General features: G+C 71.1%; 13 protein-coding genes. 7 read left to right on the top strand and 6 right to left on the bottom strand.

From position 1 onward, the window contains the following. The first annotated feature begins 97 nt into the window (after positions 1-97). The 4 genes from OG792_RS24095 to OG792_RS24080 all read left to right on the top strand — a co-directional run bounded on the left by OG792_RS24095 (position 98) and on the right by OG792_RS24080 (position 7,265). Positions 98-1,696, top strand: coding sequence for a DNA polymerase Y family protein (locus OG792_RS24095; protein WP_329102504.1), 1,599 nt, complete (start codon positions 98-100; stop codon positions 1,694-1,696). 105 nt (positions 1,697-1,801) lie between these two features. Beyond that, positions 1,802-5,200, top strand: coding sequence for an error-prone DNA polymerase (locus tag OG792_RS24090; protein ID WP_329102502.1), 3,399 nt, complete (start codon positions 1,802-1,804; stop codon positions 5,198-5,200). Between the two features lie 92 nt (positions 5,201-5,292). Further along, positions 5,293-6,057: a methyltransferase domain-containing protein gene (locus OG792_RS24085; protein ID WP_329111406.1), complete on the top strand. Its 765-nt coding sequence runs from the start codon at positions 5,293-5,295 to the stop codon at positions 6,055-6,057. Further along, positions 6,054-7,265: an alkaline phosphatase family protein gene (locus OG792_RS24080; protein WP_329102500.1), complete on the top strand. Its 1,212-nt coding sequence runs from the start codon at positions 6,054-6,056 to the stop codon at positions 7,263-7,265. The genes OG792_RS24085 and OG792_RS24080 overlap by 4 nt, the downstream gene beginning before the upstream one ends. 524 nt (positions 7,266-7,789) lie before the next feature. Here OG792_RS24080 and OG792_RS24075 read toward each other — a convergent pair. From OG792_RS24075 to OG792_RS24065, 3 genes are read right to left on the bottom strand one after another with little or no spacing between them, the layout of a single operon-like run. Further along, complete coding sequence (locus OG792_RS24075) at positions 7,790-8,059, bottom strand: hypothetical protein (RefSeq protein WP_329102498.1); 270 nt, start codon at positions 8,057-8,059, stop codon at positions 7,790-7,792. A gap of 12 nt (positions 8,060-8,071) precedes the next feature. Next, positions 8,072-8,347, bottom strand: coding sequence for a hypothetical protein (locus tag OG792_RS24070; protein WP_329102496.1), 276 nt, complete (start codon positions 8,345-8,347; stop codon positions 8,072-8,074). Then, positions 8,344-8,553: a hypothetical protein gene (locus tag OG792_RS24065; RefSeq protein ID WP_329102494.1), complete on the bottom strand. Its 210-nt coding sequence runs from the start codon at positions 8,551-8,553 to the stop codon at positions 8,344-8,346. Before OG792_RS24065 ends, OG792_RS24070 begins: the two co-directional genes overlap by 4 nt. 543 nt (positions 8,554-9,096) lie before the next feature. Here OG792_RS24065 and OG792_RS24060 point away from each other — a divergent pair. Next, a complete protein-coding gene (locus tag OG792_RS24060; protein ID WP_329102492.1) occupies positions 9,097-9,903 on the top strand; it encodes a helix-turn-helix domain-containing protein in 807 nt (268 codons plus the stop codon). After that, positions 9,894-10,094 carry a DUF397 domain-containing protein gene (locus OG792_RS24055; protein WP_329102490.1) on the top strand — a complete coding sequence of 67 codons (201 nt, stop codon included), beginning with the start codon at positions 9,894-9,896 and terminating at the stop codon, positions 10,092-10,094. Before OG792_RS24060 ends, OG792_RS24055 begins: the two co-directional genes overlap by 10 nt. 188 nt (positions 10,095-10,282) lie before the next feature. Here the strand turns inward: OG792_RS24055 and OG792_RS24050 are convergent, their stop codons facing one another. From OG792_RS24050 to OG792_RS24040, 3 genes are all read right to left on the bottom strand, one after another. Then, positions 10,283-11,161, bottom strand: coding sequence for a hypothetical protein (locus OG792_RS24050; RefSeq protein WP_329102487.1), 879 nt, complete (start codon positions 11,159-11,161; stop codon positions 10,283-10,285). A 51-nt stretch (positions 11,162-11,212) separates the two neighbouring features. Next, positions 11,213-11,785, bottom strand: coding sequence for a hypothetical protein (locus OG792_RS24045; RefSeq protein WP_329102485.1), 573 nt, complete (start codon positions 11,783-11,785; stop codon positions 11,213-11,215). Between the two features lie 533 nt (positions 11,786-12,318). Beyond that, entirely contained in the window at positions 12,319-13,314 is a 996-nt protein-coding gene (locus OG792_RS24040; protein ID WP_329102483.1) for an aldo/keto reductase, read from the bottom strand. Between the two features lie 247 nt (positions 13,315-13,561). Here OG792_RS24040 and OG792_RS24035 point away from each other — a divergent pair, with 247 nt between their 5' ends. Beyond that, a complete protein-coding gene (locus OG792_RS24035; RefSeq protein WP_329102481.1) occupies positions 13,562-14,821 on the top strand; it encodes a DNA polymerase IV in 1,260 nt (419 codons plus the stop codon). The last annotated feature ends 98 nt before the right edge of the window (positions 14,822-14,919 follow it).

Raw genomic sequence — 14,919 nt, 5'->3', positions numbered from 1 at the left:
GAAACAACCCGGAGCCCACCCGCTCCGGGCATCCCGCCGAACTAGAATCGAACACATGTTCTAGGGTGGCTCGACGGGCTGGTCGAGATGGGGTGCGATGGCGGGCGGGACGGGGGACACCGGGCGGTCGGCACCGGTGCGCACCCTGCTCGTCTGGTGCCCGGACTGGTCGGTCGTCGCGGCCGAGATCGTGGACGGGGTGCCGGCGTCGGCGCCGGTCGCCGTACTGCACGGCAACCGGGTGCATGCCTGCTCCGCCGCCGCCCGCGCCGAGGGGGTGCGCCGTGGGCTGCGCAAACGGGAGGCACAGAGCCGCTGCCCGCAACTGGTGGTGGTCGACCACGACCCCGGTCGGGACGCCCGCGCCTTCGAAGCGGTGGTCGCCGCGGTCGAGGAGGTGGCCGCCGGGGTCGAGGTGATCCGGCCGGGTGCCTGCGCGCTCGCCGTCCGTGGCCCGGCCCGCTACTTCGGCGGCGAGGAGCGGGCCGCCGAACGGATCGTCGAGCACATCGCCCAGACCTGCCTGGTGGAGAGCCAGATCGGCATCGCCGACGGGCTGTTCGCCGCCGGCCTGGCCGCCCGCACCGGCCGGATCGTCCCGCCCGGCGGCACCCGCGAGTTCCTCGCCGACCTGCCGGTCGAGGCGCTCGCCCGACCGACCCTGACCGACCTGCTGCGCCGGCTCGGACTGCGTACCCTGGCCGATTTCGCGGCCCTGCCCGCGGGCGACGTGCTGGCCCGGTTCGGGTTCGACGCCGCACTCGCCCACCGGCTGGCGGCCGGCCGCGACCACCGCCGGCTCGCGGTCCGCCGCCCGCCGCCCGACCTGGTGGTGACCGAGACGTACGACGAGCCGCTGGACCGGGTCGACGCCGCCGCGTTCGCCGCCCGTGCCCTCGCCGAACGGCTGCACGAAACCCTCGCCGGGCACGCGCTGGCCTGCACCCGGCTCGGCATCGAGGCGGTCACCGAGCACGGCCAGGAACTGCACCGGGTCTGGCGGCACGACGGCCTGCTCAACTCGGCCGCCATCGCCGACCGGGTGCGCTGGCAACTCGACGGCTGGCTCTCCGGCACCAACCGGCGTCCCGGTGCCGGCGGGCGGGTCGTCCCGCCCCGGCCGACCTCGGGGATCATCCGGCTGCGGCTGATCCCCGACGGGCTGCTGGCCCAGGCCGGCCTGCAACCCGGACTGTGGGGCGAGACCGGTGCCGAGCGGGAGCGGGCGCACCGGGCGCTGAGCCGGGTGCAGGGCATTCTCGGCCCCGACTCGGTGCTCACCGCGGTGCTCGGCGGCGGGCGGTCGCACGCCGACCGGGCCCGGTTGGTGCCGTGGGGTGACGAGCGGACCCCCGGCCGCCCGGCGGAGCCACCCTGGCCGGGGCGGATGCCGCCGCCGGCACCGGCGGTGGTGCTGGCCGCGCCGCTGCCGGCCGAGGTCTACGACGACGCGGGCGAGCCGGTCACGGTGAGCGCCAGGTTGCAGGTCAGCGCGGCCCCGGTCCGGTTGGTGGTGGGCACCGCCGGGCCGGTGGAGATCGTCGGCTGGGCCGGGCCCTGGCCGCTGGACGAGCGGTGGTGGGCGCCGGCCGAGTCCCGGCGGCGGGCCCGTTTCCAGGTTCGACTCGCCGACGGGGGCGCGCTGCTGCTCTCCCTCGCCAGCGGCCGATGGGCGGTGGAGGCGGTCTATGACTGAGCACACTGCCGGGCGGTGGAGGCGGTCTATGACTGAGCACACTGCCGGGCGGTGGAGGCGGTCTATGACCGAGCACCCCACCGGGCGGGGAGCGGGTGCGCCCCGATGAGCTTCCACAACCCGAAGATGCCCTGGTCGGAGCTGGAACGTACGCTGTCGGGCCGGCACCGGGCGGGCGACGGCGCGGCCGGTCACCTGCACGTGGTGGACCCGCTCGCCGACGAGGCACCGACCAGCCGACGGCGGGAGCGGTACGCCTCACCGGCGCGGCCGATCACGCCCCCCGACGCCACCGTCCCGTACGCCGAGCTGCACGCGCACACCAACTTCAGCTTCCTCGACGGTGCCAGCCACCCGGAGGAGATGGCCGAGGAGGCGGCCCGGTTGGGGCTGACCGCGCTCGCGGTGACCGACCACGACGGGTTCTACGGTGTGGTCCGGTTCGCCGAGGCGGCTCGGGCGCTGCACCTGCCCACCATCTTCGGTGCCGAACTCTCCCTCGGCCTGCCCGGACCGGCGAACGGTGAGCCGGACCCGCTCGGCCGGCACCTGCTGGTGCTCGCGCACGGCCCGGAGGGCTACGCCCGGCTGGCCCGGACCATCGCCCGCGCCCAGTTGCGCGGCGGCGAGAAGGGCCGCCCGGTCTACGGCGCCCACCGCGACGGCCCGGATCACGCCAGCGGCGGCGGTAGCGGCGCCGACCTGGAGGAGATCGCCGCCGACCTGCGCGACCACGTGCTGGTGCTCACCGGCTGCCGCAAGGGTCCGGTGCCGGCGGCGCTGCTCACCGAGGGGGTCGAGGCGGCGGCCCGGGAGCTGGACCGGCTGACCGCGCTGTTCGGCGCGGAGACGGTGGCGGTGGAGCTGATCGACCACGGCGACCCGACCGACTCCGACCGCAACGACGCCCTCGCCGACCTGGCCGCCCGTGCCGGGTTGCCGACCGTGGCCACCAACAACGTGCACTACGCGACCCCGTCGCGGCGGCGGCTGGCCACCGCGCTGGCGGCCGTACGGGCCCGGCGCAGCCTGGACGACCTCGATGGCTGGCTGCCGGCGGCGGCCACCGCACACCTGCGTGGCGGGGCCGAGATGGCGGCCCGGTTCGCCGACTACCCCGGTGCGGTGGCGCGGGCTGCCCGGTTCGGCACCGAGCTCGCCTTCGACCTGCAACTGGTCGCGCCCGACCTGCCGGTCCACCCGGTGCCGCCCGGCCACTCGGAGATGAGCTGGCTGCGGCAGTTGACGATGGACGGGGCGCTGGAGCGTTACGGGCCGCGCGAGGCCCATCCGGGCGCGTACGAGCAGCTCGAACACGAGTTGAAGATGATCGACGAGCTGGGTTTCCCCGGCTACTTCCTGGTGGTGCACGACATCGTCTCGTTCTGCCGGCGCAGGAACATCTACTGCCAGGGGCGCGGCTCGGCGGCTAACTCGGCGGTCTGTTACGCGCTGCGGGTCACCAACGTCGACGCGGTCCGGCACCACCTGCTCTTCGAGCGGTTCCTCGCCCCCGAACGCGACGGGCCGCCCGACATCGACGTGGACATCGAGTCCGACCGGCGCGAGGAGGTGATCCAGTACCTCTACACGAAGTACGGCCGGGAGCACACCGCCCAGGTCGCGAACGTGATCTCGTACCGGCCCCGGTCGGCGGTGCGGGACATCGCCAAGGCGTTCGGCTTCTCGCCCGGTCAGCAGGACGCCTGGAGCAAGCAGATCGACCACTGGGGCACGGTGGCGAGCGTGGACGCCGAGGAGATCCCCGAGCACGTCGTCGCGTACGCCAACGAGTTGCAGACCTTCCCCCGGCATCTGGGCATCCACTCCGGCGGGATGGTGATCTGCGACCGACCGGTGATCGAGGTCTGCCCGGTGGAGTGGGGGCGGATGCCGGGCCGCACCGTGCTCCAGTGGGACAAGGACGACTGCGCCAGCGCCGGGCTGGTCAAGTTCGACCTGCTCGGGCTCGGCATGCTCTCCGCGCTGCACTACGCGTACGACATGATCGGCTCGACCCTGGACCTGAGCAGCATGACCCTGGACGACCCCGAGGTGTACGACATGCTCTGCCGGGCCGACTCGGTGGGCGTGTTCCAGGTGGAGAGCCGGGCCCAGATCGCCACCCTGCCCCGGCTCAAGCCACGGGTCTTCTACGACCTGGTGGTCGAGGTGGCGCTGATCCGGCCGGGCCCGATCCAGGGTGGTTCGGTGCACCCGTACATCCGGCGCAAGAACGGGCAGGAGGAGGTCACCTATCCGCATCCGCTGATGCGCAACGCGCTGGAGAAGACGCTCGGGGTGCCCTTGTTCCAGGAGCAGTTGATGCAGCTCGCGATCGACCTGGCCGGTTTCGACGCGGCCGGTGCCGACCAGTTGCGCCGGGCGATGGGGTCGAAGCGGTCGAGCGAGCGGATGGACCGGATCCGGGACCGGCTCTACGCCGGCATGGCCCAGCGGGGCATCACCGGCGAGGTGGCCGACGACGTCTTCCTCAAGCTGTCCGCGTTCGCCAGCTTCGGCTTCCCGGAGAGCCACGCGATGAGCTTCGCCTACCTGGTCTACGCCTCCTCCTGGCTGAAGCGCTACCACCCGGCCGCGTTCCTGGCCGCGCTGCTCAACGCCCAGCCGATGGGTTTCTACTCGCCGCAGACGCTGGTCGACGACGCCCGCCGGCACGGGGTCGAGGTACGCCGGCCGGACATCAACGCAAGCGGCGCGCAGGCGGTGCTGGAGTCCACCCCGCAGACCCGGTGGGGCAACGAGCCGGGCGAGCCACCGCACCAGTGGGGGCTGGGCGGTCCGGCGGTGCGGCTGGGGCTGGCCGCGATCCGCACCATCGGCGTCGACCTGGCGGAGCGGATCGAGGCGGAACGGGCCGCGCACGGCCCGTACGCGGACATGCCGGACCTGGCCCGGCGGGTCGGCCTGCCGGCCGCGCAGCTTGAGGCGCTGGCCACCGCGGACGCCTTCGCCTGTTTCGGGCTGAGCCGGCGGGCGGCGCTCTGGGCGGCCGGCGCGGCGGCGCAGGAGAAGCCGGGCCGGCTGCCGGGCACGGTGGCCGGGGCGACCGCGCCGACCCTGCCGGGCATGGAGGCGGTGGACCGGCTGGTCGCCGACGTGTGGGCCACCGGGCTCTCCCCGGAGAGCCATCCGGCCCGGTTCGTCCGGGATCGGCTCGACGCGCTCGACGCGGTGCCGATCGCGAAGCTGGGCCGGGTGGAGCCGGGTCGGCGGGTCCGGGTCGGCGGCATCGTCACCCACCGGCAACGTCCGGGTACGGCCGGTGGGGTGACCTTCCTGAACCTGGAGGACGAGACCGGCATGCTGAACGTGATCTGCTCGCCGGGGCTGTGGCAGCGCTACCGGAAGGTGGCCCGGACGAGCAACACGCTGGTCGTGCGGGGTCGGCTGGAGCGGGCCGAGGGGGTGACGAACCTGATCGCCGACCGGCTGGACGCGATCACCGCCCCGGTCACGCCCGCCTCCCGTGACTTCCGCTGACCCGCTCCGGGTTGCCTCGGCGGGGCCGGGCGGATTCTCCCGATCGGTGATCCGGACCGGTGGCCTAGGCTCGTCCGGTGGAGCGAACACAGATCGGTTCCGGCGCGGTGCGTGGCCGGCCGGCGCCAGCAACCGGACCGTATCCGGGCCCGCGTACCGCCGTGGTCTGGGCGGTGCTGCGCCGGGAACTCGACCGGCTCGCCGGGCGCGCCCTGACCGTGCTGGACGTTGGTGGGGGGACCGGCGGCTTCGCCGTGCCGCTGGCCGAGGCGGGTCACCGGGTGACGGTGGTCGACGCCAGCCCGGACGCGCTCGCCGCGTTGACCCGGCGGGCCGCCGAGGCGGGCGTCGGTGACCGGATCCGGGCGGTGCAGGGGGACGGGGACGCGCTCGCCGGACTGGTCGAGCCGGCCGCCGCTGACCTGGTGCTCTGCCACGCCGTACTGGAGGTGGTCGACGATCCGGCCGACGTGGTGGCGGCGGTGGCGACCGCGCTGCGTCCCGGCGGGGCGGCCAGTGTGCTGGTGGCGAGCCGGGCGGCGGCCGTACTCAGCCGGGCGATGAACGGGCACCTCGACGTCGCCGCCGCGCTGCTCGCCGACCCGGACGGGTGCGCCGGGCCGAGGGACACGCTGCGTCGGCGTTACGACGCGGAGACCGCCGCCGCGCTGCTCGGCGCCGCCGGGCTGCGGGTGGAGCAGACCCACGGCGTACGCGTCTTCGCTGATCTGATCCCCTCGGCCGCTGCCGACGGTGACCCGCAGGCGTTGCTGGAGTTGGAGCTCGCCGCCGCGTCCCGGCCGCCCTACCGGGACATGGCCGCCCAGCTGCACCTCTTCGCCCGCCGCCCCGAATGACCGACCCGTCCGCCGTCGCCGGCCCGTTCGGTGCCTACGGTCCGTTCGACCGGGTACGCCCGGAGTACGGCGGGGACAGCCTCGCCGACCTGCTTCCCAGTGTGCTGGCTGTGCTCGGGGTACCGGGCGCCACCGACCCGTTGGGGCTGGTCGGCCAACTCGACGGCGTACGCCGGATAGCGGTTCTGCTGGTCGACGGCCTCGGCTGGTACCAGTTACCGACTGCCGCGCCCCATGCTCCGGTGCTCGCCGACCTGGCCGCCCGGACCGGTAGGCCGCTGACCAGCGGGTTCCCCTCGACCACCCCGACGAGTCTGGTGACTCTCGGCACCGGGGCGGCACCGGGGGCGCACGGCGTGCTCGGCTTCCGGCTGAACGTGCCGGGCAGCGACCGGATCCTTACCCACATCAACTGGTCCGGTGCGGCCGGCGACCCCCGTACGCCGGACCCGGATCCCCGGCGCTGGCAGCCGTTGCCGACCCAGCTCGAACTGGCCGAGGCGGCCGGTGTCGCGGTGACCGTGGTGAGCCGCCCCGAGTACGCCGTCAGCGGCCTGACCGTGGCCGCCAACTCCGGTGGCGTCTACCGGGGTGCGGCCGGGGTGGACGCGTTGGCCACCGAGATGCTGGCCGCGCTCGCCGCCGGACCCGGCCCGACCCTGGTCTCCGGCTACCACCCGGACCTCGACCAGCAGGGGCACCTGGCCGGGGTCGACTCGATCGCCTGGCGGGCTGCGGCGGCCGAGCTGGACCGGCTGCTCGACCGGTTGGTGCACGGTCTGCCAGCCGACGCCGCGCTGCTGGTCACCGCCGACCATGGGCAGCTCAACGTGCCGCCGGACCGGCGCTTCGACCTCGATCTCGATCCACGGCTGCGGGCCGGCGTACGGGTGGTGGCGGGTGAAGCCCGAGTCCGTTACCTGCACACCGAGCCCGGTGCGACCGACGACGTGCTGGCCACCTGGACCGAGGTGCTGGGCCCGGCCGCGTGGGTGGCGCCGCGCGCCGAGGCGGTGGCCGCCGGCTGGTTCGGCCCGGTGTCGGAGGAACACCTGGCCCGGATCGGCGACGTCGTCGTCTGCTGCCAGGAGTCGTACGTAATCCTGGCCAGCCGTACCGAAGCCCCGATGGAGGCGAAGCTGGTCGCCTACCACGGCTCCTGGACCGCCACCGAAATGACCATCCCCCTCCTCTTCGCCCATCACTGACCCACCCCCGCTGCGGGGAGGCACTAATACAGAGAAAGAGTGGTTATCCGGCGTGGGATAACCACTCTTTCTCTGTATTAGCGGTCAAGGGGTGGGGAAAGATCAGACCGGGGTGCCGCCGCAGTCTTCGTAGACGGTTACCTGTTGGCCGGAGAGGTCGCCCCAGGAGAACTTGTAGCCATCGCATCTGTAACCTTGCGCGCCGCTCGGGGCGCCGGGGTAGCCGTTGGCGTAGTAGGTGGTGACGCAGGATTGGACGCGTCCGCACGGGTTTGGCGGTATCGCCGAGGCCGGAGCGGCGGCGAGAAGGAGGAGAGCGGTAGCGGCGGCGGGTAGCCAGAACCTGCGAAGCACTGTGATCTCCTTTGGCGGCCAAACATCTATTGCGGTCGACGTTATCCGTACCGGCTTTCGTTGGCCAGATGTCCCGCCGGACATCGCCTGGTCGTCCCCGAAATGTACGTTCGACAGACCCGCCCCGAGCCTGTCGCGCACGGGGGACGCGGCACACTCGGGGCGGGTGGTCAGATGGACCGCTTCACCTGCCGGACGGGCGGATTTCTGACCCATCCGACGAATCGGGCGGTGGCGATCTCGTGGGACATGCCGCTGACCATGGCGCGGTCGCGGAACCGATTCATGATCCCTTCCAGGCGGAGGTGATCATCCTGGTAGTACGTCCACATGCGGCGTTTGTGGATCGGGCATGGCCATTCTTCGCCGTCGTCGGTGCAGTACCAGTCTTGGTTCGGTCGGTGCAGGGAGCCTTGCGGTTCTGCTTCGTCGTGACCCATGTCGGTCTCCAGTCAGAGCAGGTGGATTCGTTCGGTGCGGCCGTCGGGGTTTTGTAGGGTGAGGCTGCCGCCGCCGCGTTCCATCAGTTCCAGGACCAGGTTGTAGGCGACCAGCGCCCGGTTGATCGTGTCGGTCTTGGTGTCCCGGGTGCGTCCGCAGGCGAGATCGAGTGCGTCCACCGCGCGCGGGGCAAGGTTGACGGTGACCTTCACCAGTGACCGCGTGCCGTCTCCGGTGGTGTCCGGCATATTGCCGGCAGGAGGGGGCGGGGTCGATTCGTCGGTCACGCGATCACGCCCGCCCCGGCGAGTAGTGCCGATACCGGTGAGGTCGGTCTGGCCTCGGTCCACTCCTTGATCGCCCACTCAAGCTGCCGGCACTCGTGGTCGTCCATGCACTGTGGACAGCGCCGGCCGTTGACGTGGCCCTGGAGGGTCATGCGTACGGCCCACCAGATCCCGGCCTTCGTCAGCGGCTCATCCTGCCGGCTCATGTTCCCCCGTCCCCGTCCCGTTCCCTGCACTGGCCTGCGCACCGATGCTCGTGTCCCTTGCGAGGGTCTGTAGGAACTCGATCGCCCGTTCCATGTACGGGCATCCGTACTGGGTGCAGTGGAGGCAGACTGGCCGCCAGAGGCGCGAATTGCGGTGCCGCATGACCTCACTCCGAGCGATCCACTTCAACGTGTCGAGGCTCGGTTCCCCACTCATCGGTCACGTCGTGGGGTTCCGCCGGACGCGTCCGGACAGCGGATCATCGGTGGTCGGGTCGGTTTGGTTGTCGTGCACGTTCTTCGCCTCCCTCAGCTTGGGTCAGGTGGGGTCGCCCCAATTTCGAGCAATGCGGGTGCGGGACGACCCCCAGTTCCACCCGTCCACGTCCGATCGTCCTATCGGGAGGATCCGAGCGGTTCCTTGATGACACTGTGGTGCCGAAGGGCTTAGTCTCGGAAGGTCTTTCGCGAGGTCGTGGGCGCCTTGTGAGTTGTTGTAGTGGTCACTCCGTGAAGTTGGGCGCCGTGGGTGCCCAGTAGAGAATGTGGGATGGTGTGAAGTTGGACGACAATCGTGATCATCCGCTACTCCATGAGCTACGCCAGATCCGGGCTGCTCGGGGCATGACCCAGGACGATCTAGCAAAAGCCGTCAGCTATTCCGCATCGCTGGTGGGAATGATCGAGACCGGATCGCGGAAGCCGCCCCTCGGCTTCTGGGATCGGGTTGACGAGGTGTTTCAAACCGGAGGGATGTTCGCGCGGCTCGACAAACGGCTCGGGGCGCCGAAGTGGAAGATCGATTGGGAAACCGCCGAGCGTGCGGCCGTCGCACTCCGTTCGTTTCAACCGCTGGTCATCCCCGGCCTGCTCCAGACGGAGGCGTACGCGCGCGTCATACTGACCGACGCCGGTCTACTCAGCCGCGACGACATCGAGCGCTACCTAGCACAGCGACTCGCACGACAGGTGGTCCTGAGTGGCGAGTCGCCCCCACAGTTCACAGCCGTGATCGACCACTCCGTCCTGCGCCGGCCGGTCGGTGGACCGGCGGTCATGCGGGAGCAGATACAGGCCATCATCAAAGCGTGCGAAGAACCTCACGTCCGCGTGCACGTCGTGCCGGACACCGTCGGCGCGTACGCTGGGCTGAGCGGACCTTTCGTGCTCGCCACCGCAGCGGATCAGAGCATCATCGGGTACCTGGACGACCAGGTAAAGGGCTACCTGGTCAACCATGCGGACCGCATCAAGGCGATGCAGGCAGCGTGGGAGGCCGTCAGGGGTGAGGCACTACCGCACGGCCAGTCAGTCGACCTGATGAAGGAAGTGGCAGACACATGGATCTAACGGGTGCGCGGTGGCGCAAGAGCACGCGCAGCAGCGGCGGCGCGAATGAGTGCGTCGAGGTGGCCGACAACCTGCCCGGTCGCGTGCTTGTCCGGGACACCAAGGACCGTGATGGCGGCACGCTGGCCTTCGGTCCGGCGCAGTGGCAGGGGTTCGTGACCTTCGCCAAGAAGATCGGCCCCGTCGCCTGATCGCGACCGCAGACAACCCGGAAACGCTCCCGACCGAGATGGCCGGGAGCGTTTCCGCATCCGGGGCTACTGCGGCTGTCGGAAGGTGGGGCCGGCTGGTTGGCGCCGACCAACTGCACGCGACAGCGCAGACGTGCCGCCTACCGAACATCAGCGTGGCCGTGCCGGAATCGGTCGTTGATGTCGCGCTACGCCGTGGTGTCCGGCTCGTGATTGATGAGATTGGTGCGGGTGACGGTGAGTAGCAGCGGCGAACGGACGCCGAGCCCGGCGGCGGTGTCGGCGGTGACCTCGGCCAGCCAGCCGATCGCGTCGCACGACCACTCGGCGAGGTCGCCGCGCAAGACCACGGCGTGCAGGGGCGGGCCATTCCAGGATTGGTCGGTGATCGGTGGAGGCAGCACGGCGTCGTGTTCGGTGATGTCGTGGGAACGGCACACGAACACGTCCTGCTCAAGGCGGGCGAAATGTTCGGTGAGCTGCCGCGCGGCGGCGGGAATCGACGGGTCACGGCCACTGTTGATGTCGACCTCCACCGAGGTCCTCGCCTCCGGGCCGCACTCGGTGAACCACTGCCTGGTCAGCATCGCCGGCACCGGCGCGTACGGCGGGCGCGACGTGGGATCGAGGCCCTGCACCGGCAGGAGCACCTGCACCGCGGACAGGTCCAGTCTGCCGGCCCGCGCTGTCGCCTCCTGCGCGCAGCGCAGGAACGGCTGCACCGGCAGCGGCCGGTCGCCGGCCACCGCGCTGGCGTCGACCTGAAACCAGGAAACCAGTCCGGTTCCCGCCGCGTCGCGAGGGTGCTGCCATCCGGCGTCGTTCATGCCCCACAGCCCGGGCGCACGGCGCATACGGTCCTCGGCGCCACCCCCGGCGGATGTGTCGTCAAGCCATCCCATCGCGATCGACCGGTGGTAGAACAGCGAGTAGGCATCGAGGTCTGACTCGGAATCGCGCCAGGCGTGCGGAATCAGCTCACCGTACAGGGCAGCGAACATGGTGCCCGCAACCTGACGGGCCCCGGGCGCCACTCCCGGTCGTGCGGTGACGCTGCGCTCCGGCACGCTCGCTCCCCTCCGGTACTGGCGGCCCGAGACGGTGCCGCCTCTGAGGTATTAGTACACCCGGCAGTCGACGATGGCCTGGTTATGCGGCGTCTCGCCGGTGTCGATCTCGCCGATCACATCGACGTCCACGTGGTTGCGCCACGACGTGTTGGTCCTGTCGGCACACCTCACGCGCGCCACGGTGCGGTTGGCGCTCCCGCCGCCAGGGGCGAGTTCCTCGACCGGCGAGCACGCCTTCTGCCGCCAGGTGTTGTCCGTGTAGAACTCGTAGAGGCAGTTGTACACGTTGGCGCGGTTGTTGCTGCACGTTCCCTTGTCCCAGTAGCCGTGACCGGACACGTCCGGATCCGACCAGTGCGGGTTGTCCTTCCCACTGAACGGCGTGCAGCCGATCAGCGCCCGCTGCGTGGCCCCATCCGGGCCGGTGGCCCTGGGCATGACCCGCCCGGTGCTGTCCAGGTAGACCGCGGTCTCGTCCGCATCCGATGGTGCGATTCCCGGCACCGCGAGCGCCGACGGCACGAACATGGCGGCATGCGGCGCCGCAGGTTCCACCGCCGTCGAAGCCGACGCCGGCAGCGCCACCGCGATCGACACGACGCCCAGACCGGCAGCGAGCACCGTTCTGGTGATCCTCACGAGACCTCCCCTATGGTGCTCCGATCACAACCAGGCACCGCACCGTAACCATCGATGAATATCGACGGCAACGGTAGGTGCTGCTCCTTGCGCCATCCGTGACCGATGACTCGAAACGCTCGGGTAGGTCCGCCTCCACGCTGACGAAACACCCGAACTTCCCACTTGTCGGCGACCACTCGCCCCAGGGGCGACCGGTGGCTCCCTACGCCCCCACCACCCCCACCCCACCGGTTAGCGAGACGATCTTGCGCTTGTGGTCGTGTGCCAATCCGGATGAGTGTCCTGGCTCAGACGCCAGTGCAAGATCACTTGACGAAATCGGTGGGTGCAGGGGGGTGGTGGAGGTTCGGGATCGTTTAGGGCTGCTGGAGCGGAGGGCTGGCTTTGATCGGGTTGACGCGGGCTGTTTCGCCGCACGATCGGGTTCGGGTACGGCGGGCAGGCGCCGTCTCCGCGTACACCTGGTTGTGACGCCGTCCCCCGATGATCGCGGCGTCGCGGGGTGGGTGGGGTCAGGCGGTGGCCTGGTTCAGGCGGGTGAGGTGGTCGGGGGTGAGTTTGAGGTCCAGGGCGGGGAGGGCGGCCTCATACTGCGCGAGGGTTCTGGGGCCGATCAGGGGAACCAGGGTGGGGCTGTCCTGGTGCAGCAGCCACGCCAGGACGAGTTGGTTCGGGGTGACGTCGAGTTCGGCGGCGACAGCGTCCAGTACGGCGAGCCGCGCGGTAGAGTCGGCACCCCGGTACGGGTCCAGCACCGGATGTTCCCGCCGCTTGGTCGCGTCGTCGTAACTGCCCTTCAGGATCGGCGAGTACGCCACCAGGGTCAGGTCGTCGTGCGCCCGCAGGTAGTCGAGTTGCTCGTCGTCGACGATGGCCGTGTGGTCGACGCCGGGGCGGCGGCGCAGGTAGGAGTGCTGCTGTTGCAGGGCGACCGGCGCCGGCCAGCCGTACCGGTCGCAGAGCTGGCGGATCCGTTCCAGCCGCCAGGTGTGCACGTTGGACCAGCCGAGGTAGCGGATCTTGCCGGCGGCGACGAGGCCGGCGAGCGCCTCCAGGGTCTCCTCCAGCGGGGTGGAGCGGTCGTCCACGTGCACGTAGTAGAGGTCGACGTGGTCGGTGCCGAGCCGGCGCAGGCTGTCGTCCAGTTCGCGGCGCAGGGTGTCGGCGCCGGCACCGGAGTAGCCGTCGGGGGGCTGGACCCGGCCGTCGAGCATGGCCGCCGGGTCGGCCACCCAGGCGGTGCCCTTGGTGGCGAGGAAGACCTGGTCGCGGCGCCCGCTGCGGGCGAACCAGCGGCCCAGCAGGGACTCGCTCTCGCCACCCCGGAACGGTGGGCCGGGCCACCAGGCGTAGCAGTTGGCGGTGTCGAGGAAGGTGCCGCCGCCGTCGAGGTAGCGGTCGAGCATCGCGTACGACGTCTGCTCGTCGGTCATCGTGCCCATCAGCATGCAGCCGAGGGCGAGCTGGCTGACCTGCTCGCCGGTGCGGCCCAGAGCGACGGTTTGCATTCGAGGAACTCCATTCGGTGAGGGATCCGTCGGCCACGCTACGAGTTGAGGTGCGCTCGAAGTCAAGGGTTGGCCCGCCGCGCGGCGCTGTGGCGTTTCACTACCCCTCCAGGGGTAACAAACCGCCACAGCCCACCGAGGGAACCGGGGCAGGCGACCCGCATCAGCTCACCGGTCGGGCCGACGATCCGGGCGCACCGTCCGACATCCCGCCGGGTCTGTCGTACCGGGGGGCTAGCCTGCGGTTATGGGGCGGAGCCAGGCGGTGCGGGGCGACGGTGATCCGCGCTTCGGGCCGGACGGCGACGACGAGGGTTGCCCGATTCTGCACGTCGACATGGACGCGTTCTTCGCGGCGGTCGAGGTGCGCAAGCGACCCGAGCTGCGCGGCAGGCCGGTGGTGGTCGGCGGGATCGGTCCGCGCGGCGTGGTCAGCTCGGCCAGCTACGAGGCCCGGCGGTACGGGGTGCGCAGCGCGATGCCGTCGATGCGGGCGCGGGCGCTCTGCCCGCACGCGGTGTTCCTGCCGCCGGACTTCGCCGAATACTCGGCCGCCTCCCGGGCGGTGATGGAGATCTTCCGCGGGGTCACCCCGCTGGTCGAGCCGCTCTCGCTGGACGAGGCGTTCCTCGACGTGTCCGGGGCCCGGCGGCTGCTGGGGCGCCCGGCGGAGATCGCCCGGATGATCCGGGCCCGGGTGGTCGAGCAGGAACGGATCACCTGTTCGGTCGGGGTGGGCCCGACCAAGTTCGTGGCCAAACTCGGGTCGACCCGGGCCAAGCCGGACGGGTTGCTGGTGGTGCCGGCCGGGCTGGTGCTCGAATTCCTGCATCCGCTGCCGGTCGAGGCGCTCTGGGGGGTGGGGGAGCGCTCCGCGGAGACGCTGCGCCGGCTGGGGCTGACCACCGTCGCCGATCTCGCCCAGGCCCGGGTCGAGATGCTGCGCGGGGCGCTGGGTGAGGCGGCGGCCCGGCACCTGCACGAGTTGGCCTGGGGCCGGGATCCGCGCGGGGTGAGTCCGGACCAGGTGGAGAAGTCGATCGGTGCCGAGGTCACCTTCGACACCGACGTCGCCGATCCGGAGCAGATCCGGCGGGCGTTGCTGGCCCTGGCCGAGAAGGTCGGGGTGCGCCTGCGCCGAGCGGGTCAGGTGGGGCGGACAGTGTCGATCAAGGTACGGCTGTCCGATTTCCGTACGGTCAACCGCTCCCGGACCCTCGGTGGCCCCACCGACGTCGCCCATGAGCTGTTCGAGGTTTCGTGGGCCCTGTTCGTAGCGCTCAATGTGACTGACCGAATCCGCCTCGTAGGGGTACGAATGGAGGGCTTGGCCGACGAGCGGGCGACTCCCCGGCAGCTCGCGCTCGGCGAACCGGAGCACGGTTGGCGGGACGCGGAGGCGGCGGCGGATGCCGCGGCCGCCCGTTTTGGGCGTGCGATCGTGCGCCCTGCGAGTCTCTTGGGGCGTGATGACCTGCGCCGGACGGAAAATCAGGCACGACCGTAGGTCGTCCCGCTTTCCGAGCGCCGACCCCCCTCGTAGACTTGCGCTAAGCAGCCGGTTGGCTGCCACGGTCTGTCGGTCCGACCGGATCGACTCAACGT

It is taken from the genome of Micromonospora sp. NBC_01699, assembly GCF_036250065.1.
GTDB lineage: Bacteria > Actinomycetota > Actinomycetes > Mycobacteriales > Micromonosporaceae > Micromonospora_G.
Note: the sequence above shows the minus strand (reverse complement) of the source record. Positions and strands in the feature narration are given on the sequence as shown.

Excerpts from the sequence above, each read along its gene's own strand:
- OG792_RS24035 (WP_329102481.1), top strand. The coding sequence starts at position 13,562 with ATGGGGCGGAGCCAGGCGGTGCGGGGCGACGGTGATCCGCGCTTCGGG.
- OG792_RS24055 (WP_329102490.1), top strand. The coding sequence starts at position 9,894 with ATGGATCTAACGGGTGCGCGGTGGCGCAAGAGCACGCGCAGCAGCGGC.
- OG792_RS24065 (WP_329102494.1), bottom strand. The coding sequence starts at position 8,553 with ATGAGCCGGCAGGATGAGCCGCTGACGAAGGCCGGGATCTGGTGGGCC.
- OG792_RS24040 (WP_329102483.1), bottom strand. The coding sequence starts at position 13,314 with ATGCAAACCGTCGCTCTGGGCCGCACCGGCGAGCAGGTCAGCCAGCTC.
- OG792_RS24060 (WP_329102492.1), top strand. The coding sequence starts at position 9,097 with ATGTGGGATGGTGTGAAGTTGGACGACAATCGTGATCATCCGCTACTC.
- OG792_RS24090 (WP_329102502.1), top strand. The coding sequence starts at position 1,802 with ATGAGCTTCCACAACCCGAAGATGCCCTGGTCGGAGCTGGAACGTACG.
- OG792_RS24075 (WP_329102498.1), bottom strand. The coding sequence starts at position 8,059 with ATGGGTCACGACGAAGCAGAACCGCAAGGCTCCCTGCACCGACCGAAC.
- OG792_RS24080 (WP_329102500.1), top strand. The coding sequence starts at position 6,054 with ATGACCGACCCGTCCGCCGTCGCCGGCCCGTTCGGTGCCTACGGTCCG.
- OG792_RS24095 (WP_329102504.1), top strand. The coding sequence starts at position 98 with ATGGCGGGCGGGACGGGGGACACCGGGCGGTCGGCACCGGTGCGCACC.